This is a genomic window from Microthrixaceae bacterium, from assembly GCA_023957975.1.
Taxonomy (GTDB): Bacteria; Actinomycetota; Acidimicrobiia; order Acidimicrobiales; family Microtrichaceae; genus JAMLGM01.
Genome location: JAMLGM010000009.1, coordinates 119,992 through 139,112, shown reverse-complemented (window position 1 = coordinate 139,112; position 19,121 = coordinate 119,992). Strand labels below are relative to the sequence as shown.

Sequence of the window (19,121 nt, the reverse complement as noted above, 5' to 3'; positions counted from 1 at the left end):
TCAATCTCCGATGACCGTCGGGTGGGCTCGCAGGTCCGATGGAACCTGGACCGAGTGTGGGTTCGCAGCGTCGCCGCAACGGCTCTCGATTCTCCTCTGGGACAGCGCAGGAGGAGGGGCACAACACATCGATCTTCGCCGGGTCGTGGCGCTCGATGCCTTCGCCGAACCGGTGGACGGACTTCTCGAGATCGAGTTGCGACTTGAGACGGGCGAAACCCTCTCAGCGTGGTGGCCGACCGCCTTCGTCGACGAGGTGCTCGGTCACCTCGTCACGCTGTTCCCGCCACCTCCGATCGACGGTGCGGGCCGTTACCAGACCGCAGATCGCGACCGGTCGGTGGCGGTCGCGGACGGCAGGCCGGTGGCATCGGCGGCCCCGCGGTTTCGACGATGGGTCGCGATCGCGAGTGCTGCCACGCTGGCGGTCGCGGGCCTGAACACCGGGGTGTTGTGGCACCGGGTGGACCGCGAACCGATGGTGACAGCGTTGGCGAGCGACTCGGCGGACACCTGGTTGTTCATCGGTTCCGACGATCGTGGCGCGGTGCCGGTCGGCGCGAACGTCGCAGCGTTCGGCGATTCCAACGCGGTGCCCGGGCGCCGGGCAGACGCGCTGATCGTGGTCCAAAAGCGTCGCGATCGGGCGTCGGCTCTGGTGGTGTCGATCCCGCGGGATCTCGTGGTCTTTCGCGCCGGGGTGGGCGCCGACCGACTGGCGCTGACCCTGCTCGACGGCCCCGCCAGCACCCTCAACAGCCTCTGTCGGACGTTGGGAATCGAGATCGACCATGCTGCGGTCGTCGATTTCGCCGGTGTGGCCGACATCGTCGATGGGCTTGGCGGAGTGGAGGTGAGCGCCGAGCACCCCTCGCGGGATCGGGCCACCGGGCTTTCGTTGGAGGAGGGCACCACCCTGCTCGATGGGATCGAGGCCGTGGCATGGGCCCGTTCGCGGCACATGGAGCACCTCGTCGATGGTCGCTGGGTCAGCGTGGAGGGCTCCGACGACAACCGCCAGGAGAACCAACGTGTGCTGCTGGAGTCGGTCGTCGCGCGCCTTCGCTCGCGGTGGTGGAACCTGCTGCAACTGGAGCGGGTTGCGTGGAGTGGATCCCAGGCGGTGACGCTCAGCGCCTCGACGGAACTGATCGATGTCGCGCGGCTCGGTGCCTCGTTGGGGTCCGGCTACGACACGATCGAACTGCATCACAGCCTCGACGATGGCGACATTCCCGTCGCTCGCCTTCAAGGCGATGCCAACGCGGTGTTGAACGAGCTCAACGCTGGCTCGACGTCGTGTCCGCTTCCTGACTTCGTTCAATGACCCACGGCGGCTGACCGAACTCGGCGCGATCTGCGAGGAACCGAACGAGCGCATCGAAATTCAACGGTCTGCTGATGAGGTACCCCTGACCGACATCGCATCCGAGGCGCCGAAGGTGGTGCCACTGTTGGACGGTCTCGACACCTTCGGCCAACACGTCGACGCCGAGTGCGTGGCCCAGGTCGATGATCGAACGCACGACGACATCGTCGCCGTCGGTGATGTCGGCGACGAAGCTGCGATCGATCTTGATCTCGTCGATCGGCAGGTCGCGAAGGTACGACAGCGATGAGTAGCCGGTACCGAAGTCGTCGATCGACACCTGCACGCCGTGGTCGCGAAGTTGTTGGAGGACCACCATCGCGGTGGACGGGTCATCCATGAGTTCGGATTCGGTGATCTCGATACGGAAGGCCGAGGTGGGAACGCCTTCGCGTTCGAGCGCCAGCAAGATGATGGCGAGCAGGCGCGGGTGATACAGGTTGCGCGCCGACAGGTTCACCGCGACCGGCAGGTCGACGCCGATCTCGCGCAATCGTGCAGTGTCCGCTACAGCCGCTCTGATGACGTACATCGTGAGGTCTTGAATCAGCCCCGAAACCTCGGCGAGACCGATGAACTCGTCGGGGGGCAGCATTCCGAGGGTGGGATGCTGCCAGCGGACCAAGGCTTCGAGTCCTTCGATGCCCCCGGCCTCGAAGCAGACCTTTGGCTGGTAGTGCAACAGCAATTCGCCGTTCGCAATCGCGGAGCGGAGGTCGCCGATGATCTGCAGTCTGCGGAGACCGTCGTTGAGGTCGTCGGGCTTGTGGAGTGCCACGCCGGTGCCGTCGTGTTTCGCCTGGTACATCGCGGAGTCTGCCCGTTGGACGAGCCCGTCGGCGTCGCTGGCGTGGTCGGGAAACAGCGCGATGCCGACGCTCACATTCGTTTGGAGGGTGATGCCGTCGATGACGATCGGTCGGGCGAAGCTGTCGCGGATTCTCGCTGCGTATTGGAATGCGTCGCGGGCCGTCGCCTCGGGCATCAGCACCGCGAACTCGTCGCCACCGAGCCGAGCCGCGAGATGGCCGCTGGTCGTGATGGATTCCAGGCGGTTGGCGAGTTCGATCAGGAGGCGGTCGCCGTGGTGGTGCCCCAGCGCGTCGTTGACCTCCTTGAACTGATCAAGGTCCATCAGGAGCACGGCGCCGCTCACATCGTTGACGGTTGTGAGGACCTCGCTGATGGCGTTGCCGAACATCGTCCGATTGGCCAGTCCGGTCAGCGAGTCGTGAAGCGCCTGGACACGGAGTGCGTCGGCCGCTTGAACCCGGTCGGTGACGTCGTCGCACACGACCCCGATGTGGTGTCGGGCGATCGGAAACGCCTGCACGGTGATCCACCGCTCGGTCCCGGCACCGTCGCTCCACCGCACCTCGGAGGGCTGCATGGGGGTCTGGGTGCGATCGACCTCGGCGAAGGCCGCGAGGTGTTGTGGCCAGGTGTCGACGAACCGACTGGCTTCTGGCCAGCCCTCGGTGGATTCGGTGACCGGAAGTCCGATCGCCTCCTCCGCGGCCTTGCTGGCAGAGATCAGTTCGAACTCCGGCACCTCGCCGCTATGGTCGACCTTCACGATTTCCAACGCGTAGGGGATTTGGGTCAGGAAATCGCCGAGCGCAGCCATCTCCCGCTCTTGGGCATGGTTCCTCGTGACGTCGATGAAGATGCCCCACAGGCCCTCTTCACGCCAGACGACCTGGGCGAGCAGATAAACGGTGCGTTCGTCCTGTCCGCGTACCCGAAGCGTGGTGAGGTGCGAGGTGCCGGGAGTGCCGGTTTCGAGGGTGGACAAAAACGCCTCGACATCGGCCGGATGCAGCCGCTCAAGCCACGTTGTCCGACGGGTCCATTCGTCGGTGGAGTAACCCAGCACCTGTTCGATCCGGTCGCTGAAAAACCTGAAGTTGGGGGAGCCTGCAGGCGAATCGAACGCGATGATGTCGAGCCGGTCGAGCAGGTCGGTGAATCGGGTTCGGACCCGCAACGCTTCGTCGGCAGACTGGGCGATCAACGTCGTCGTGCTGAAACCCGCCGTGGCGAACAGCGCTACTGCGGGTGCCCAGTTCGGAAGGCCAGCACCCAAGCCCACCAAGGCGTAGAAGGCGGTCCCACCGAGGAGCGACCAGGTGGCGATCCGACGCCCATGGTGAATGTGCTGACCGGGTATGGACACGACGGTGATACACACGCCCCACTGAAACAGTTGGGGGACGACGACCCCGACGGCCGCCACCGCGGCGAAGTCGAGGAAGGTCAACAGCGCGAGTGATCGCGGGTGACGCGCGGCGAGGTGCCAGAACAAAATGATTTCGGCGGCTCCGATGGCGACGGCCGCGGCGGCGGTCGCCAATCGATGTGGCCCGAACTGCGACACCTGGGTGATGATCACCGCGAGCGGCACCGTGAGCGAGCGTTGGGTCACCAAGTGGCGCCGAAGCAGGCGGGTCGACGACGTGGAGACGTGCGCGGCGCCACCGGTGCGGCGCCCGTCGAAAGCGGGGGCGCGCTGTGGGCCGGGCGGTCGAAGCAGTAGGGAGCGGTTCACGATTCTTGGTCGCCTGGGGCCGCTCGCTGCGGCCTGCATCGGCTGGTCCCTTTACATCGGCGGTGAGCCAGCCGAGTTGACGAATCCGCCAGATTTTCGAAGGCCTCTCGCGGCTGGTGAACTGGGCCCCATGTCGTTGAGCCAGGAGCAGCGGGCGCTGCTGAGATGGGGCGAACCGGTGCGCCGCCCGTTGCCATGGAGGTCATCGCGCGATCCCTGGGCGATCCTGGTGTCCGAGGTCATGGCCCAGCAGACCCAGGTGGATCGGGTCGTTGAACGGTGGGAGCAGTTTCTGCAGCGGTGGCCGACCCCCGACGCGGCCGCCTCGGCCAAGCTGTCCGAGATACTCGGTGTCTGGCAAGGCTTGGGCTACCCGCGACGGGCGAAGGCGCTGTGGGAAAGCGCCCGGGTCATCGCTGAGGCCGGGAGGTTTCCGAGCGAGTTGGACGACCTCCTGGCACTTCCGGGGGTTGGGCCTTACACCGCCCGGGCGGTGCAGGCGTTTGCCTTTGAGCGCGACGTCGGAGTCGTCGACACCAACATCGCACGCGTCCTGGCGCGCCGGTGCGGCCGCAGGTTGTCCCAGCGCGAGGCGCAACGCGAGGCCGATGAGTTCGTCGCGGCCGGGCATGGATGGGCGCACAATCAGTCGCTGATGGATCTCGGCAATCGCCTGTGTCGACCGAGGCCGGACTGCGAGCAGTGCCCGCTGTCGTCGTGGTGTGTGTGGGCGAACGATCGAGGTTCGCTCCCAGACCCCGCCATCGGTTCCGCGGGGGTATCGACCCGCCAAGCGCCATTCGAGGGGTCGGATCGTCAGGCACGAGGACGTTTGCTGAGCGCGCTACAGGGTGGTGGCGTTCGCGCCGTCGACGCCCACGCGCTCATGGGCTTCGAAGGCGATCTCGAACGCGCTCGGAGCATCGTCGATTCGCTGATTCGCGATGGTCTCGTCATCGTGGACGGCGAACTTCTGCGCCTGCCCTGATCGGTTGGAGCGACCGGCAATGGGGTCCGGCCCACGCCATGAAATGGGTCACAGACCCTTCAGGTGAACGGGAGGTTGCGCCTAGGGTTGAAGGACCGGTCGGGGGCGTGATCGGAGCTGTGCCGAAGGGGTTGGTGACACTGAGGATCACGTTCTACGGGGTCAGGGGTTCGACGCCGTGTTGTTGTGAATCGAATCAGCGGGTCGGGGGCAACACCGCATGTGTCGTGGTCGAAGGCGACGGGTTCGACCCGCTCGTTCTCGACCTCGGAACCGGCCTGCGGTTCTGGGGCGTCGACGTCTTGGCGGCACAAAGCGCGCCGTTACGGGCTACGGCACTGGTGAGTCACCTGCATTGGGACCATGTGCAGGGTCTGCCGTTCTTCCCTCCGATTCATCAGCCGGGCACCGAAATGCACATCATCGGTCCGCCACAACAGGGCGGATCGCTCGAGGAGGTGTTCAAGGCGTTCCTGTGCCCGCCGGTGTTTCCCGTCGGCCTCGACGACCTCGTGGGCATCATCACCTTCGCGGAGGCAGGGAGCGAACCGATCGTTCACGGAACCGCCACGATCACGGCGCGAGACGTGCCACATGTCGGTCCGACCGTCGGATACCGGATCGACCACGGCGGGCGAAGCATCGCGTACATCAGCGATCACCAGCAGCCGGGCGCCGGTTCGACCAGCGTCGCGGAGGACGTGATCGCGCTGTGCGACGGTGTCGACGTGTTGATCCACGATGCCCAATACACCCCGGCCGAATTCGATGAGCGTTCCGACTGGGGACACTGCACCCTCGACTACGCCCTTGAGGTCGCGGTCCAATCGCGGGTGAAGGCGCTCGCGCTCTTCCACCATGACCCGGGCCACGACGACGCCATGATCGATCGCCTCACGTCGGAACTCGTCGGCCGGTCTCCAGAGGGTGGGCCCCGAATCTTCACCGCTTCCGAGGGGCTCGTCGTCGACGTGTAATCGGGGGCCCACCGGCATCGTCCGGGGCGCATGACGCTCGTCCGATGAGGGGATCCTCGCTGATACCCTGACGGAGGTGACAGGTCCCGACGGCCGACGGCTACGCACCGACAAGAGTCGCCAACGGGTGCTGGATGCGGTGATGTCGCTCATGGAGTCGACCGGCGAGGTGCCGACGGCGCAACAGATTGCCGACGAGTCGGCGATGTCGACCCGATCGGTCTTTCGGCTCTTCGGCGACATGCAGGACCTCTACTCCGAAGCCGTGCGCTCACGGCTTGTCGACTTGCGGGGGAGATACGTCGCCCCGTCGGTCGAACTCCCACTCGGCGAGCGCCTTGCTGAGCTGGTCGCGACACGGGTTTCGGTCCACGAGGAAATCTCGCCGATTCGTCGAGTCGTGGCGCCCAAGACCCGGAATCCGGGCGAACTGCAGGAAGCGTTCAAATCGGGAATGGAATGGCTGCGCTCGCAGGTGGCTGCGACCTTCGCCCCGGAGCTGGCGGCGAGGGCCGAACACGATCGCGAGACCGTGCTGAATGCGCTCGACGCGGTCTTGAGTTGGGAGTACTGGGATCGGTTGCGATCGGTTCAGGAACTCGAGTTCGCTGCGGCGCGGGAGGTCGTGGCGCGAACCGTGTCGTCGTTGGTCGAGGCGGGCGGGACCGCGTAGATCGGCGGTAACGTTGCGGCGCACGACGCCGAAGCGTCGCAGCGTTCGCCATCGAGGAGACCACGTGTCCGACGACGTCGCCGATATCGACCCCGCCGACTACCGCAAGGTGCTGGGGGCCTTTCCGACCGGGGTGACGGTCGTTGCCGCCGTCGCGGACGGACGGCCCGGCGGCCTCGCCGTGGGATCGTTCTTCTCGGTGTCGCTCGAGCCACCACTGGTCGGGTTTTGCGTCCAGAAATCGTCGAGTTCGTGGGCTCGGATTAAAGGGGCCGGCCATTTCGTGGTCAACGTGTTGGGTGAGGCTCAGGACACGGTGTCAAACCAATTCGCTTCACGGGCCGAGGACAAGTTCGAGGGGCTCGACTGGACTCCAGCGGTTGCGACCGGGGGCCCTCGCCTCGATGGCTGCATCGCACACATCGACTGCACCTTGTACGCGGTTCACGACGCCGGCGATCACGAGATCGTCGTGGGTCTGGTGAAACACCTCGAGGTCGACCGTGACAGCGAAGGTCCGTTGGTGTTCTTCAAGGGTAAGTACGCGAAGATCGTGCCGCTCGGCTGACCCGTTGAGGGTTCTGGCATCGGCCTGGGTGAAAAGGGGACGACATGGCGATCTATGCACTCGGGGACCAGGTGCCCGACATCCATCCGGATGCCTACGTCCATCCGGACGCGGTCATCATCGGTTCAGTGGTGATCGGCGCCGATTCGTCGATTTGGCCCACCGCGGTGCTGCGAGGGGACGACGGTTTCATCTACGTGGGTGAGCGCACGTCGATCCAGGACGGGACCATCGTTCATACCACCTTCCACTTTCCGACCACGATCGGCAACGAGGTCACGGTCGGGCACAACGCCCATCTCGAAGGGTGCACCATCAAGGACAAGGCGCTCGTCGGCTCCGGCTCGGTGGTGTTGCACGAGGTGGTTGTGGGGGAGGAGGCGATCGTCGGCGCCGGAGCCTTCGTGCCGAACCGCAAGCAGATCCCACCGCTCGCGCAGGCGCTCGGCGTGCCGTGCGTGATCAAGGAAAACGCCGTCACCCCAGGCTGGTTCGACATCGGATGGCAGTCCTATGTCGACCGTTCGAAGCGGTACATGGAACAGTTGCGCCGACTCGACTGAGCGCTGGAGCGGCGCCCCCAGGGGTTGTTACTATGGCGGTAGGAGATATTCGCCCGGGCCTTCTACGAGCCTGCGAATCCGGACTGGAGCGCCATGACCAGCATCGATCTCGACCTCAGCAAGTACCAGCTCGGCTGGAGTGACGACGTCGACTACGTCTACAAGCCCAAGAAGGGGCTGGACGAACAACTCGTTCGCGACATGTCGCGGATGAAGAACGAACCCGACTGGATGCTGCAGCGTCGCCTCAAGTCGCTCAAGGCCTTCGAGAAACGTGCCATGCCGCGGTGGGGCGGAGACATGTCGGAGATCTTCTTCGACGACATCTACTACTACATCAAGCCCACCGAGGGGCAGGTCGACAGCTGGGACGATCTGCCCGACGCGATCAAGCAGACCTACGAAAAGCTCGGAATCCCCGAAGCCGAGCGCAAGTATCTCGCCGGGGTGACCGCCCAGTTCGAGTCCGAGGTCGTGTTTCACCGCAATCGCGAAGACCTCGAAAAGATGGGCGTTCTGTTTTGCGATATGGACACGGCGCTGCGCGAGTACCCGGACCTGGTCAAGCAGTACTTCGGGCGCGTCATCCCGCTCAACGACAACAAGTTCAGTGCCCTCAACACCGCCGTGTGGTCGGGCGGGTCGTTCATCTACGTGCCGCCCGGCGTGAAGGTGCCAATGCCCTTGCAGGCGTATTTCCGCATCAACCAGGAGAACATGGGGCAGTTCGAGCGCACCCTCATCATCGCGGATGAGGGATCCGAGGTGCACTACATCGAGGGTTGCTCGGCCCCGGTGTACACCTCCGACTCGCTGCACTCGGCGGTGGTCGAGATCGTCGTGAAGCCGTCGGCACGCGTCACCTACACGACGATTCAGAACTGGTCGAACAACGTGTTCAACCTGGTGACCAAGCGCGCTCGGGTTGAGGCCGAAGGCCACATGGAATGGATCGACGGCAACATCGGGTCACGTCTCACGATGAAGTATCCGGGCTGCACACTCGTCGGCCCGAAAGCGTCCGGCGAGGTGCTCTCGGTGGCCTATGCCGGGCCGGGTCAACACCAGGACACGGGCGCCAAGATGGTGCACGCGGCACCGGAAACCACCTCCAAGGTGGTGTCGAAATCGATCTCCAAGGACGGTGGCCGCAGTTCGTACCGCGGCTTGGTGCACGTCGACGAGGGGGCGTACGGCTGCAAGGCCCATGTGCAGTGCGACGCCCTGATCCTCGACGACCTGTCGATCTCCGACACCTACCCGTACATGGAGATCGGAGCCCAGGACGCCGTCATCGGCCACGAGGCGACGGTGTCGAAGGTCGCCGATGAACAGCTGTTCTACCTGCAGAGCCGGGGCCTGTCCGAGGAGCAGGCGATGTCGATGGTCGTCAACGGATTCATCGAACCGATCACCCGGACGTTGCCGATGGAGTACGCCGTTGAATGGAGCCGTCTGATCGAACTCCAGATGGAGGGCAGCGTCGGCTGACCGCGCCTGTGGCTGGCGTTGACGGTCAACGCGAGCGCTCAGGGTTGCGCTTCGAGTAGACCAAGCGAGTCGAACGTGGCTGTCTGGTTGGCTCCGGTCGAACGGGCGTGGGCAAGCGCCCGCGCGGCCTGTTCGGCGACGTCGTCGTAGCGCTCGGTGCCCAACCCGTAGGTGATTCCCACCGAGAGTCCAGGGTGGAGTTCGGTTCCAGCGATCGAGATCGGTTCGCTCACCGCGAGGCGGATGCGCCGTGCCGTCTGGTGGGCGACTTGGTCGTTGGGCACCGATTCGGCCACGATGGCGAAGCGGTCCTCGCCGTCGTACATCAGCAGGTCTTCGCTGCGTAGCGCGTGCGACAGTCGTGCCGCAGTCGCGTCGATCAACGTCTTGGCTGCGTCCGTTCCGAGTTGCTGCAGGACGTCGTCGTAGCCGTCGATCCCGCACATGAACACCGCGAGGGGCACGCGGGTGCGTTGGGCACGGCGCTGGGATGTGTCGAACTGGTTTTCGAAGGTGAACCGGGAGGGCAGCGAGTCGAGCACTCCGCCAGCACCGGTCGACGGGGTCGACATGGGGTTCGCGCCCTGAGCGTAAAGGCGGCGTCGCTCCGATGTGCGGTTCTCCGCGACGATGAACAACCCGCCCGAATCGCCCCCGTCGCGCATGCGTGACGCCGAAATTGCAAGCTGGCGTACCGTACCGGCCCAGTCGGTCGCGGCGATCGCGGCCCGGCCGACCGTCCGCTCGCTCGTGGCGACGTCTTTGAGGACGGCGGTCACGCGTTCCGGTCGCTCGGTGCCAAGTGCTTGAGCGAAACGCTGACCGATCAGTATCTCCGCCCGGTACCCGGCGAGGTCCGCGAGCGCATGGCTGCACCACAAGATGGTGGTCTCGGCATCGGTGACGGCCACCGGAAGGTCGATCAGTCCGAGCACCCGCAGGATCCCGTCCACTCCGCCCGCCGTCGACTCCGGGGTGGTTGCCAAATGCGGCGTCGATTCCGGCGCCGGGACCGGCGCGTTCGTTTCGATGGGTTCGGGTTGCACCGTCGTCATACTGAAAAGATCGGCAGGTTTCGCACTCTGCTGAGGAGTTGGGGATGCGAAGATACGCAAATGCCCATGCGAGCCGAGTGCAAGTACTTCGAAAGTCGCTCCTATCCGACCGGTGAAACCGTGCGGAAGTGCGACCTCGACCTCGCCCCGGAGGCGCCGTGGCGGTGTCCGGAGAACTGTTCGTCCTTCGAGCCGCGCCTCGCCGATGTCAACTGGGCCCACGGTTCGCTCATCACCCCCGAAACCCCCGCGGAACCCGCAAGTCTGGGCAACGATTCGTCGATCGGCGATCTGTTGGATGCGGCCGAAGAGATCGTGAACGCCGTGGCGCAACAGACGCGGGCCGAGGTCGATGCGGAACGTGCCCGAGCGGCCCGCGGCGGGCTGCGTTCGAAGCTGTCGAAGTGGTTTCGCAAGGGTTGAGCTGACACGTCTTGGACGAAGTCGTCGCTTTTCGGCGGCAGGGTTCCCTCAGCTAGGATTTCTCCTATCGCCATGGGACTAATTCCCGATCGGCATAGATCGAACGAGGACGCAACGACGCCGTGCCTGCCGACGCACTCACCCCAACCTTCGCCGAATCCATTCCCGGACCCGCTTGGCTCAGCGCACAGCGCCTCGCCGCTGCACAGCGTTACGAACGTGGCGAAGCGCCGACCGCCGAACGTGAAGAGTGGCGCTACAGCAGGATCGGCGACGTCGACGTCTCGAAATATGCACTGCACGACACGCCGACCGAGGTGGCGGTCTCATCGGTCGACCTCGGCCCGTTCGCCGGACGCGCACTGCTGCGCAACGGCCAGGTCGTGGCCGTTGCGATCGACGATGCGTTGGCCGCCAAAGGCGTCGTCGTGGCGTCCGCCCGCACGCTGACCGAACCGCTCGGGTTCGACCTGCCCGAACCCGTCGGTGGACCGGACAGCTTCGACGACCTGAACGCCGGCTTCGCTCCCGACCCGCTGGTGATCATCGTGCCACGCGGTGTCGTGGTCGATGCGCCGATCCATATCGAGCACCACGTCGATGCCGCCGATGCCTTGATCGTGCCGCGGACTATCGTGTCCGTCGGCGAGAACGCGTCGCTGCGGCTCGTCGAGTGGGTTGGCTCCGAGGCCGTCGACGCGCTCGTGGTCGACCGCACCGTGTTGCACCTCGACAATGCGGCGAGGGTCACCCGCGTGTCGGTCAACAACCTCGCGACCTCGGTGACCCACCTTGCTGGGGTGTGCACGTCGGTCGGGCAGCAGGCCGAACTCACGATGGACCACGTCGCACTCGGCGGGGCCTACGCCCGGAACCGTTTCGACTGTCGACTGGTCGGCCGCGGTGCATCCGGGCGCATCTCGGCGCTGTATCTCGGTGCGGGCGACCAGATGCACGACCTGCGCACGTTCCAGAGCCACGAGGCGCGCGACACCATGTCGGACCTGGTGTTCAAGGGGGCGGTCGACGATCGGGCGCACGCGGTGTACACCGGCCTCATCCAGGTGGGCGAGGAAGCGGCGGGCACCAACGCCAACCAGTCGAACCGGGTGATCACACTCTCGGAGCATGCCTGGGCGGAATCGGTTCCGAATCTGGAGATCCACCACAACGATGTGAAATGCAGTCACGCGACCGCGGTCGGCCCGATCGATGTCGAGCAGCGTTTCTATCTCGAAAGCCGGGGCGTACCGCCGGAGGCCGCCGAACGGCTGGTCGTGAACGGATTCTTCGCCGAGGTGCTCGGCTCGATCGCCGATGAACGCGTCGTCGACCTGGTCGCCCCGCTGATCGCCGACAAGCTGGCGGGTTCGCGATGATCGACGGTTCACCTGGTGAGACCACCGTCGTGCGTTTGTGCCGGCTGGACGAGATCGACGACGGCGGGATGGCTCGCTTTGAACTCGACGGGTTCAACCTGGCCGTGATCCGGATCGAGGACAAGGTCTACGGGCTCGAAGACCGGTGTTCGCACCAGAACGTCCCGTTGAGCACCGGCGAGGTCGACACCGACGAGTGTCTGGTCGTGTGCACGAAACACGGTGCGGCCTTTGACGTCGAAACCGGTGAGGCGCTGATCCTGCCCGCCACCCGTCCCGTCCCGACCTATGACCTCGCCGTCGAGGACGGCGAGGTGTTGCTGGTGTTGTCATGAACGAGGTGTTGTCATGAGCGAGTTGATCATCCGAGACCTGACGGCGAGTGTCGCCGGAAAGCAGATCCTCAACGGGGTGAACCTCACGGTGCGCAGCGGGGAGGTGCACGCCATCATGGGGCCGAACGGTTCGGGAAAGTCGACGCTGAGCAACGCGTTGATGGGCCGGCCCGGCTATGAGGTCACCGGAGGAACGATCACGCTCGACGGGGTCGATCTCATAGCGATACCGACCCACGAACGGGCCGCTGCCGGGTTGTTTCTCGGGATGCAATATCCCACCGAAGTGCCCGGCGTGAGCCTCACCGACGTGTTGTCGGAGTCGATCGCCATCGATCGTTCCGGAGCCGACCTCGAGGCGACACTGGCCGCCGAGGCCGAGCGGGTCGGACTAGCGACGGCGCTGTTGGATCGTCCGCTCAACGTCGACCTGTCGGGCGGCGAGAAGAAGCGCAACGAGACGGTTCAGTTGGCGTTGCTTCGTCCGAAGTTCGCGGTACTCGACGAGATCGATTCGGGCCTCGACGTCGACGCGCTCGCGCAGGTCTCCCAGCGGGTCGAGGACGCGACGAAGGAATGGGGCCTCGGCGTGATCGCGGTGACCCACTACAACCGGTTGCTCGAGAAGCTTCACGCCGATGTCGTGCACATTTTCGCCAGAGGACAGATCCTCGAGTCGGGCGGCCCCGAACTTGCCGAACGGCTTGAAGAGACGGGCTACGGCCACTGGCTCGACTCGTTGCCCGACGACGAGCCCCTGTCCTCGCCAGACGACGCACCCGACCCCTTCGCCGACCCGCTGGGACTCTGAGCGCCGCCTGGGACAGACTCGGGGCCAACGCGACGAGGAGCGAGAAGTGATCGATAGCAATCAGTTCGACGGCCCGGCCAGCGGAATTCAGGTGATCGGGCGCGGCCGCGCATCGAGCGCACCCGATGTCGTCACGTTGACCCTTGGGGTTTCGGTTCGCGAAGCCGATGCCCCGACCGCCATCGCGGCGGCGGCGACGGCTGCTCGGGCGCTCCTGGACGCGCTGGGCGGCCACGGTGTCGACGAACGGGACATCAGCACCGACACCTATTCCATCCAGCAGGAGTGGAGTCACGTCGACGAACGTTCGATCCTGGACGGCTACCGGGTGCGCAACATCGTCACCTGCCTGGTTCGCGATGCCGGGGCCGTGGGATCGGTGCTCGACGCAGCGACCTCAGCGGCCGGCGGAGCCGTGGAGGTGCAGGGCCTGGCGTTTGCCAAGGAAGACCTGACCGATGACCGCGACGCGGCCCGCCAGGCCGCGGTCGAAGATGCCCGTCATCGCGGTGAGCACCTGGCGGCGCTTACCGGCCGTCGGATTGGGGCCGTGGAGTGGGTTCGCGAACTCGATGTGGTGCGTCGCCCCGGCGAACCGATGGTCCGCATGGCCATGGCCGACTCCGGCCCCGCCACCCCGCTCATGGGCGGTGAGCACAGCACCGAGGTCGTCGTCGAGGTCCGCTACTCGTTCGGAGACTGATCCTCGGCCGCTTGGCCCGGGGGCTGGACCATCTGAAGCACGTAGAACGTCAACAGTTCGGTCTCGTAGTTGTCGATCGACACTTTGAGGTCGTGCGGACCGAACGCCTCGACCGGGAACGGGCCGACGCGAAACGCGATCGGCACGTGCAGGCTCTCGCCGGGAAAGAGGCCGTCGGGGTTGGCCGTGGTGTTGACCTGGAGGTTCGCCTCCCACGCGACCTTCGCCGTCGTGGCGTTGACCACCTTGAACGTCAGGGTGTGGGCCTCGCCGATCTCGAATGGCAAGACCTCCAGGTCGCACGCTGCGAAGAACTGCACCGGTGAGCCCGGTTGGGGGGCGGCGATGCGGGTGATGCCGCCGGAGGAGATGAAGACGAGACCCTCTCGGACCTGCGCAAAGTCGCAGAGGATTGCGGAACGGACTTGTGCCATGGCGCCACCCTACCGGTCGATGGTGACCGACTCTGCTCCGGCCCCGCGCCATGATGGAACCGTGACGGCCGAAACGGTGACCCCAGATGGATGGCAGCGCGACAGCGGAGCGCTCGTGCGGCGATTCGAGTTCGTCGATTTCGCTTCGGCGTTCGCCTTCATGACGGTGGTGGCCGCGTTGGCCGAGGAGCTCGACCATCACCCGGATTGGTGCAACTCCTACAACGTGGTGACGATCGAACTGCGCAGCCATGACGTCGGTGCGATCACCGAACGGGACGTGCGCCTTGCCGCGCGTATCAACGGGCTGTTGGGTGGGGTGGATGCAGGGCTGGCGCTTGACGGGCTGGTCGAGGGCGACGGGATGCCGTGACCCGATCCTGGAAGTATCTCCCCGCGCTCGACGGCATTCGCGCGTTCGCCGTTGCCGCCGTCGTGGTTTTCCATTTCTGGCCGAGCGTGTTGCCCGGCGGGTTCATCGGGGTCGACATCTTCTTCGTCATGTCAGGGTTCCTGATCACCTCGATGATGAATGTCGAACACGAACGCCACGACCGCATCGACCTGGCGGCGTTCTGGGGACGGCGGATCCGCAGGCTGGTGCCGGCGGTGCTGGTGCTCGTCACGGTGTGTTCGGTCGCGCTGTGGTGGACCGATACCGGATCCGCGCTGTACATCGCTCATGCGGGCGGAGCGCTGACATGGACCACCAATCTCGTCGAGGCGTTCTTCGGCCGTTCGCCGGTATTCCTCCACAACACCAACACCGTGCTCGATCACCTGTGGTCGCTGGCGATCGAAGAGCAGTTCTACCTCGTGTGGCCAATCGCCGGGCTGCTGTTGGTCCGCAAGGTCGCGTCCCCGTCGAGGCGTGTGATGATCGTCGGCGTCGCCATCGCTGCCTCGGCGACCTCGATGGCGTTCGCCGGTCCGGTGGTCGGCTACTTCCGCACCGATGCCCGCGCCTTCGAACTGCTCGCCGGTGCGGCCCTGGCGTACTCGGGGGTCACGCAGCGTCCGCTCGACGCCCGTTGGTGCGGGGCGGCCGCCGCGGCCGGGTTCATCGTGTTGGGAGCGGTCAGCGTGTTGGTCGAACCACAGGACGCATGGCTCTACCCATGGGGATTTCTCGTGATCACCGCCGCCGCGACCTTGCTGGTCGCCGCGGCGACCAATCCGCCAACGTGGTTGGTGGGAGTTCTCGAGAGGCGAGCGGTTCGCCATGTCGGGCAGGTGAGCTACGGCATCTACCTGTGGCACATCCCGGTGTTTCGGATCCTGTCGTCGGGCCGCACCGGAATCGACAGCGGGTGGCTCCTGGCCGCGGTGAGGCTCGCCGTGCTGGCGGCCGTGGTGGAGGCGTCGTATCGGTTCGTCGAGCAGCCGTTTCGAACCGGACGTGTGCGATTCGGTTGGGGAGCCGCGGGTGTGGGCTACGCGATCGCGCTCGCGTCGTTGTTGCTGATGGTGCCCACCGCCCGCGAGGACTGGAACCGGCGTTGGGACTCCCCGGTGGAGATGCCGACCGCGGCCCAGGGTCAGCGCCGAGTGCTGGTCACCGGAGATCTCAGTGCGATCGTCCTCGGCGATCGACTTGCCGGCGAGCCCGACGACTCCGACGATGATCCGGGCAGCGCGTTGGCGGTGTGGACGATCGCTGATGCCGGGTGTTCGATTGCGAGCGGTCCGGACGACAACCGCGAGGTACTTCGCGGCGAGGAGTCCGAGCGGGCATCGGGGTACTGCCGCAACTGGCCCACGCGCTGGACCCATGCAGCGGCGGCGTTCCACCCGGACGTCGCGGTCGTTTCGGCGGGGTTCAACGACACGTCGCCGATGGTCGACGGTGACCAGCGGCTCTCCCCGGAGGCAGCCGAGGCGGTGTACGTCGAGGCGACTCGTGCCGGCATCGCGTCGCTTCGGTCGGGCCACGCTGGGATCGAGCGGGTCTATCTGGTCACGGTGGAGGACTGGTCGGCGTTGGCGCTCGCCGGTGGTGTGTGGAGCCCGGAACGCGTCGAACTACAGCGTCGGTACAACGATGCGCTCGCCACGGTTGCCGACAGCGACCCCGGGGTCTCGGTCGTCACACTCCCGGCCGACGATTGGAGTGCGTTCGGAGACGGCGCAGAAGGGTTGGGTGGACGGCTGTGGAGGTGAGTGGATAGGCGGAGGAACGAGGCGTATCAGCGTGGCCCCTGAGCGCCGAACCTATGCCGAGGTGAGCCCCTCGTCGAGGGTGTTCCACGACAAGGTTGCACACTTGATACGCACCGGGAATTTCACCACGCCGCGAAGCGCCTCAAGGTCGCCCAAGGTCAGGTCTGAAGGCGCCTCGATCGGAACTTCCTCACCGTCCTCGAGCGAGGTCTCATGGATCGACATCATCGCTTTGAATCCGCGCATGAGTTCTCGTGCCTCGGCCACGGACTTGCCCAAGACCGCAGCGCTCATCATGGACGCGGAGGACTGGCTGATCGAACACCCCTGCCCGCCGATGCGGATGTTCTCGATGGTCCGCTCGTCGCCCTCGCCATTTCCGAGCTGAAGGTAGACGACGATCTCGTCGCCGCAGAGCGGGTTGAATCCTTCCGTGCGGGTCGCGGGGGGCGTCTCGAGCTCACCGCGATTTCGCGGCGAACGGTAGTGATCGAGGATGATCTCGCGGTAGAGATCTTCGAGACCGGCCATGGTGTGGACTCCTGGTAAACGGTGGGGGTGAGGTGGAGCGGGGCGTTCAGAAGGCGAAGAACGCCTGGGCCGCCGCGAGTGCGTCGCAGAGCGCGTCGATGTCGCGCTCGTCGTTGTAGATATATACCGAAGCTCGTGCGGTCGCGCCGACTCCGAGCACTTTCATGAGCGGTTTGGCGCAGTGATGCCCGGCACGGACGCAGACGCCGTGCTGGTCGAGGACCTGGCTGAGGTCGTGGGGGTGCACCATGTCGAGGGCGAGCGAGAACACCCCGCCGCGGAGGTTGGGGTCCTTTGGGCCGTGAACGGTGAGCGCACCGCCGAACCGGTCCTCGAAGGCGTTCAACGCGTAGGTGGTGAGCACCTTTTCGTGGTTTCGGACCTCGTCCATACCGATGTTCGACAGGTACTCACAAGCGGCGCCGAATCCGACGATCTCGGCGATTGCCGGGGTGCCTGCCTCAAATTTCTGCGGCACGTCGGTGGTGCTGAAACCGTCCTGGGTGACGTTGAGGATCATTCCGCCGCCACCGAGAAACGGGGGGATGGACTCGAGGAGTTCCATCCGTCCCCACAGCGCGCCGACCCCGGTGGGCCCGCACATCTTGTGCGCCGAGAACGACACGAAGTCGGCGCCCCATGCCTGCACATCGGTGGGGACGTGGGGAACGAACTGGCATGCGTCGATGTTGGCGATCGCTCCAGCCGCGTGGGCGGCTTCGACGAGTTGCGGAATGGGCGTCAGGGTTCCGAGAACGTTGGACATCGCGGAGACACTGAGCAATTTGGCGCCGACGAGGAGTCGGTCGAGGTCGCTCAAGTCGAGCAGGCCATCGGAGTCGAGGCGGATCCACCGGATCTCGAAGCCCTTCTCGGCGGCGAGCATCTGCCACGGCACGATGTTGGCGTGGTGCTCCAGTTGGGACAGCACCACGACGTCACCTGCGCCGAGGTTCTGTCGTCCCCACGTGTTGGCGACCAGATTGATCGACTCGGTGGCGTTTCGAGTGAAGACGATCTCATTCGTCGATGGTGCGTTGACGAACCGTGCGACGCTCCGGCGGGCGTCCTCCATGGCGTTTGTCGACGCCTCGGCTAACTCGTACACCCCGCGGGCGACGTTTGCGTTGAGCCGACGGTAGTAGTCGCTGACCGTGTCGATGACGACGTTCGGCTTTTGTGAGGAGGCCGCCGAGTCGAGGTAGGTGATGAGTTGGTCGTGGCTCTCACCCGCCATGGTGGAGGTCAACAGCGGGAAGTCGGCTTTGATGGCGTTGACATCGAGGTCGTGGTCGAGGTCGCTCATGACGCATGCTCCAACCAGGGGGCGAACCCTTCGGACTCGAGTCGGTGGGTGAGTTCGATGCCGCCGCTCTCGACGATACGTCCGCCGATGAGAATGTGCACGAACTGCGGCTCGAGGTAGTCGAGGAGGCGCTGGTAGTGGGTGATGACGAGGGTTCCCATCTGCGGCCGGGCCGAGCGGACTTCGTTGACCCCGTTGGCGACGACTCGTAGCGCGTCGATATCGAGGCCCGAGTCGGTTTCGTCGAGAATTGCCAGGTCGGGTTCGAGCATTGCCATCTGCAGGATCTCGTTGCGCTTCTTTTCGCCGCCCGAGAACCCTTCGTTCAACATGCGATCGGCGAAGGCGGGGTCCATGTCGAGGCGCGTCATCCATTCCATCATCGCAACGCGGACCTCGAGAATCGACATGTCCTCGATGCCCTTGCGCTGGCCCATCGCTTGGCGCAGGAACGACCGCACCGGCACCCCAGACACTTCCTGCGGGTACTGGAACGCCAAGAACATCCCGGCCTTGGCGCGCTCGTCGACGGGCCAATTGGTGATGTCGTCGCCCTTGTAGCGAATCGTTCCGCCGGTGACCCGGTATTCCGGGCTTCCCATCAAGGTGGACGCCAAGGTCGACTTCCCGGAGCCGTTCGGACCCATGATCGCGTGCACCTCGCCGTCGCGGATTGTGAGGGAGAGGCCGTTGAGGATGTCGGCTCCCGACTCGACGCTTGCGGGCGCGGCGCGGAGGTCGGAGATCTCGAACAGGGGTGCGTTCATGGACACGATCCTAATTCCTCCTATCCCGGTAGTGTAAATA

Annotated in this window: 20 protein-coding genes; 14 read left to right on the top strand and 6 right to left on the bottom strand. The window is 65.4% G+C overall.

Translation table 11 applies throughout. The annotated features are described in order from the left end of the window. The first annotated feature begins 10 nt into the window (after positions 1–10). Positions 11–1,327 carry an LCP family protein gene (locus M9952_13375; protein ID MCO5313916.1) on the top strand — a complete coding sequence of 439 codons (1,317 nt, stop codon included), beginning with the start codon at positions 11–13 and terminating at the stop codon, positions 1,325–1,327. On the opposite strand, the gene M9952_13370 is transcribed toward M9952_13375, so the two are convergent. Next, a complete protein-coding gene (locus M9952_13370) occupies positions 1,281–3,794 on the bottom strand; it encodes an EAL domain-containing protein (protein MCO5313915.1) in 2,514 nt (837 codons plus the stop codon). The two genes, M9952_13375 and M9952_13370, sit on opposite strands and share 47 nt — an antisense overlap. Positions 3,795–4,047: 253 nt before the next feature. On the opposite strand from M9952_13370, the gene M9952_13365 reads away from it, so the two are divergent. The 6 genes from M9952_13365 (at position 4,048) to sufB (ending at position 9,177) form a co-directional block, all read left to right on the top strand. After that, positions 4,048–4,905, top strand: a complete 858-nt coding sequence (locus M9952_13365) for an A/G-specific adenine glycosylase (GenBank protein MCO5313914.1) — start codon at positions 4,048–4,050, stop codon at positions 4,903–4,905. A gap of 134 nt (positions 4,906–5,039) precedes the next feature. Then, positions 5,040–5,882, top strand: a complete 843-nt coding sequence (locus M9952_13360; protein MCO5313913.1) for an MBL fold metallo-hydrolase — start codon at positions 5,040–5,042, stop codon at positions 5,880–5,882. 76 nt (positions 5,883–5,958) lie between these two features. Then, complete coding sequence (locus tag M9952_13355; GenBank protein MCO5313912.1) at positions 5,959–6,555, top strand: hypothetical protein; 597 nt, start codon at positions 5,959–5,961, stop codon at positions 6,553–6,555. A 64-nt stretch (positions 6,556–6,619) separates the two neighbouring features. Next, positions 6,620–7,123 carry a flavin reductase family protein gene (locus M9952_13350; GenBank protein ID MCO5313911.1) on the top strand — a complete coding sequence of 168 codons (504 nt, stop codon included), beginning with the start codon at positions 6,620–6,622 and terminating at the stop codon, positions 7,121–7,123. 44 nt (positions 7,124–7,167) lie between these two features. Further along, the gene (locus tag M9952_13345) at positions 7,168–7,686 is read left to right on the top strand and encodes a gamma carbonic anhydrase family protein (GenBank protein MCO5313910.1); all 519 of its coding nucleotides are present in this window, start codon (positions 7,168–7,170) and stop codon (positions 7,684–7,686) included. A 93-nt stretch (positions 7,687–7,779) separates the two neighbouring features. Further along, positions 7,780–9,177, top strand: a complete 1,398-nt coding sequence (sufB, locus tag M9952_13340) for a Fe-S cluster assembly protein SufB (protein ID MCO5313909.1) — start codon at positions 7,780–7,782, stop codon at positions 9,175–9,177. Positions 9,178–9,215: 38 nt separating this feature from the next. On the opposite strand, the gene M9952_13335 is transcribed toward sufB, so the two are convergent. Beyond that, a complete protein-coding gene (locus M9952_13335; GenBank protein MCO5313908.1) occupies positions 9,216–10,232 on the bottom strand; it encodes a sensor domain-containing diguanylate cyclase in 1,017 nt (338 codons plus the stop codon). Positions 10,233–10,292: 60 nt separating this feature from the next. Between M9952_13335 and M9952_13330 the strand changes: the two genes are divergently transcribed. The 5 genes from M9952_13330 to M9952_13310 all read left to right on the top strand — a co-directional run bounded on the left by M9952_13330 (position 10,293) and on the right by M9952_13310 (position 13,883). After that, positions 10,293–10,655, top strand: a complete 363-nt coding sequence (locus M9952_13330) for a hypothetical protein (protein ID MCO5313907.1) — start codon at positions 10,293–10,295, stop codon at positions 10,653–10,655. Positions 10,656–10,777: 122 nt separating this feature from the next. After that, positions 10,778–12,034 (top strand): Fe-S cluster assembly protein SufD, encoded by a 1,257-nt coding sequence (gene sufD, locus M9952_13325; GenBank protein MCO5313906.1) that lies wholly within the window; start codon positions 10,778–10,780, stop codon positions 12,032–12,034. Next, positions 12,031–12,369, top strand: coding sequence for a non-heme iron oxygenase ferredoxin subunit (locus tag M9952_13320; GenBank protein ID MCO5313905.1), 339 nt, complete (start codon positions 12,031–12,033; stop codon positions 12,367–12,369). The genes sufD and M9952_13320 overlap by 4 nt, the downstream gene beginning before the upstream one ends. Positions 12,370–12,382: 13 nt before the next feature. Continuing rightward, on the top strand, positions 12,383–13,180 hold the full coding sequence (sufC, locus tag M9952_13315) for a Fe-S cluster assembly ATPase SufC (protein MCO5313904.1): 798 nt from the start codon (positions 12,383–12,385) through the stop codon (positions 13,178–13,180). Between the two features lie 46 nt (positions 13,181–13,226). After that, positions 13,227–13,883, top strand: coding sequence for an SIMPL domain-containing protein (locus M9952_13310; protein MCO5313903.1), 657 nt, complete (start codon positions 13,227–13,229; stop codon positions 13,881–13,883). On the opposite strand, the gene M9952_13305 is transcribed toward M9952_13310, so the two are convergent. Further along, a complete protein-coding gene (locus M9952_13305) occupies positions 13,865–14,317 on the bottom strand; it encodes a hypothetical protein (protein ID MCO5313902.1) in 453 nt (150 codons plus the stop codon). The two genes, M9952_13310 and M9952_13305, sit on opposite strands and share 19 nt — an antisense overlap. 61 nt (positions 14,318–14,378) lie before the next feature. Here M9952_13305 and M9952_13300 point away from each other — a divergent pair, with 61 nt between their 5' ends. Both M9952_13300 and M9952_13295 read left to right on the top strand, forming a co-directional pair. Further along, positions 14,379–14,690, top strand: a complete 312-nt coding sequence (locus M9952_13300; GenBank protein ID MCO5313901.1) for a 4a-hydroxytetrahydrobiopterin dehydratase — start codon at positions 14,379–14,381, stop codon at positions 14,688–14,690. Continuing rightward, complete coding sequence (locus M9952_13295; GenBank protein ID MCO5313900.1) at positions 14,687–16,477, top strand: acyltransferase; 1,791 nt, start codon at positions 14,687–14,689, stop codon at positions 16,475–16,477. The genes M9952_13300 and M9952_13295 overlap by 4 nt, the downstream gene beginning before the upstream one ends. Before the next feature lie 51 nt (positions 16,478–16,528). Here M9952_13295 and M9952_13290 read toward each other — a convergent pair whose 3' ends face one another. Genes M9952_13290 through sufC (M9952_13280) form a run of 3 tightly spaced genes read right to left on the bottom strand, consistent with a single transcriptional unit; the run spans position 16,529 to position 19,081 of the window. Continuing rightward, positions 16,529–17,008, bottom strand: coding sequence for an SUF system NifU family Fe-S cluster assembly protein (locus M9952_13290; GenBank protein ID MCO5313899.1), 480 nt, complete (start codon positions 17,006–17,008; stop codon positions 16,529–16,531). A gap of 46 nt (positions 17,009–17,054) precedes the next feature. After that, a complete protein-coding gene (locus tag M9952_13285) occupies positions 17,055–18,314 on the bottom strand; it encodes a SufS family cysteine desulfurase (protein ID MCO5313898.1) in 1,260 nt (419 codons plus the stop codon). Next, complete coding sequence (gene sufC / locus M9952_13280; protein MCO5313897.1) at positions 18,311–19,081, bottom strand: Fe-S cluster assembly ATPase SufC; 771 nt, start codon at positions 19,079–19,081, stop codon at positions 18,311–18,313. Before sufC (M9952_13280) ends, M9952_13285 begins: the two co-directional genes overlap by 4 nt. Positions 19,082–19,121: the final 40 nt, after the last annotated feature.